Source organism: Streptomyces sp. SID11385 (genome assembly GCF_010548245.1).
Classification (GTDB): domain Bacteria; phylum Actinomycetota; class Actinomycetes; order Streptomycetales; family Streptomycetaceae; genus Streptomyces.
The window spans coordinates 1-1,796 of the sequence record NZ_JAAGLR010000021.1 but is presented as its reverse complement, the minus strand read 5'-3'; the positions used below and the strand labels follow the sequence as shown (position 1 = coordinate 1,796).

Sequence of the window (1,796 nt, the reverse complement as noted above, 5' to 3'; positions counted from 1 at the left end):
CAGGTGCAGGCGGTCGACGCCCCACATCCGCTGGTCGCCGAGCGCCGCCGAGCCGTAGAGGTCGATGACCAGCGCGCCGTGCCGGGCGGCCAGTTCGTCGATGCACGCGAACAGGGCCTCCATGCGCGGCCGGAAACGGTCGAACACCGGGCCCTGCCGGCCCGGGCTGCGCATGAGCACCAATTGCTTGCAACTCGGCGCCAGCGTCTCGACCGCCTCTTCGAGCAGCCCGCGCACCCTGCCCATGTCGCACTTGGGGCGCAGGGTGTCGTTGAGCCCGCCGACGAGAGTCACGACATCGGCGCCCATCTTCGCGGCGGGACCGACCTGTTCGCGCACGATCTGCTCGATGAGCTTGCCGCGCACGGCGAGGTTGGCGTACCGGAATCCGGGGGCGCGGGTCGCGAGACGGGCGGCGAGCAGATCCGCCCACCCCCGGTAGGACCCGTCGGGCAACTGGTCCGACATGCCCTCGGTGAAGCTGTCCCCGACGGCGACGAGGCTGGTGTAGGTGGCATTGATCGACATGGCGAGTGCGATCGTACCGGCCGGTACGGGGCCCGGGCGAGCCCGGTGGCGGCCGGGCCCGGCCGCCACCACCTGCCCGTACCGGCCGCCGCTCAGGCCGCCACCGGCTCCGTCCCCCTGCCGATCAGCTCGCGCAGGACGTCCTCCAGCGCGACGAGGCCCACCAGCCCTTCGCCCGGGGCCGTGACCGCCGCGAGGTGGGCGCCCTCGGCGCGCAGCGCGGTCAGGGCCGCGTCGAGCGGGGTGCCGGCCGGGAGGCGGGGGAGAGGGCGCAGCTCGCGCGGGGCGAAGGGGAGGTCGGCGGGGCGCGGGCCGAGCGCGTCCTTGACGTGCAGGTAGCCCAGGAGCCGCCCGTCCGCGTCCGCGACCGGGAAACGCGAGTACCCGGACGCGGCGGCGAGCGCCACGAGCCCGTCGGGGGTCGTCCCGAGCGGAGCCGTCACGAGGCGCCGCGGCGGGATCGCCACGTCCCGTACCGGTCTGCGGCCGAGCGCCAGCGCGTCCCGCAGCCGCCGCCCGGAGCGCGCGTCGAGGAGTCCCGCCGCGTGCGCGTCGGCCACGAGGCGCGCCATCCCGTCGTCCGAGAACGCCGCGGCGACTTCGTCGCGCGGCTCGACGCGCAGCAGGCGCAGCACGCCGTTCGCCACCGCGTTCACCCCGGAGATCACGGGGCCGAGCGCCCGCGTGAGCGCCACGAGCGGCGGACCGAGCCACAGCGCCGCGCGCACGGGGTCCGCGAGCGCCATGTTCTTCGGGATCATCTCGCCGAGCAGCATGTGCAGGTACGTCGCGAGCGCGAGCGCCACGACGAAGGCGGCCGGGTGCACGAGCCCGTGCGGCAGGCCCACGGCGCCGAAGCCGGGCTCCAGGAGGTGCGCGATCGCCGGTTCGGCGACGATCCCGAGCACGAGCGTGCACAGCGTGATGCCGAGCTGCGCCGCCGCCATGAGCCCGGAGACGTGCTCCAGCCCCCACAGCACGCGACGCGCCCGCCGCTCCCCGGCTTCCGCGCGCGGCTCGATCTGCGCACGGCGCACCGAGACGAGCGCGAACTCGGCGCCGACGAAGAAGGCGTTCGCGACGAGGGTGGCCAGGGCGATGAGCAGTTGCAGCGCGATCACAGGCTCGGCTCCCTCGTCCGCGCGTGCGCCGCGCCGCCCGGTGCGAGCAGTCGTACGCGCCCGGCGCGCCGCCCGTCCGCGCTGTCCACCCGCAGCTCCCAGCCGGCCACGCGCACGCGGTCCCCGGCGCGCGGGACGCGCCCCAGC

At 75.9% G+C, this 1,796-nt stretch carries 2 protein-coding genes and 1 pseudogene; all 3 read right to left on the bottom strand.

Features of this window, described 5'->3' with window-relative positions; genetic code table 11:
* On the bottom strand, positions 1-528 hold a 528-nt coding region (locus G3I42_RS00900; protein WP_164281944.1), incomplete at its 3' end, for an SGNH/GDSL hydrolase family protein.
* Between the two features lie 92 nt (positions 529-620).
* Positions 621-1,649, bottom strand: a complete 1,029-nt coding sequence (locus G3I42_RS00895; RefSeq protein ID WP_164281943.1) for a hemolysin family protein — start codon at positions 1,647-1,649, stop codon at positions 621-623.
* A pseudogene (locus G3I42_RS00890) lies at positions 1,646-1,796 on the bottom strand (transporter associated domain-containing protein); the annotation flags it as partial. The gene G3I42_RS00895 and the pseudogene G3I42_RS00890, both read right to left, overlap by 4 nt.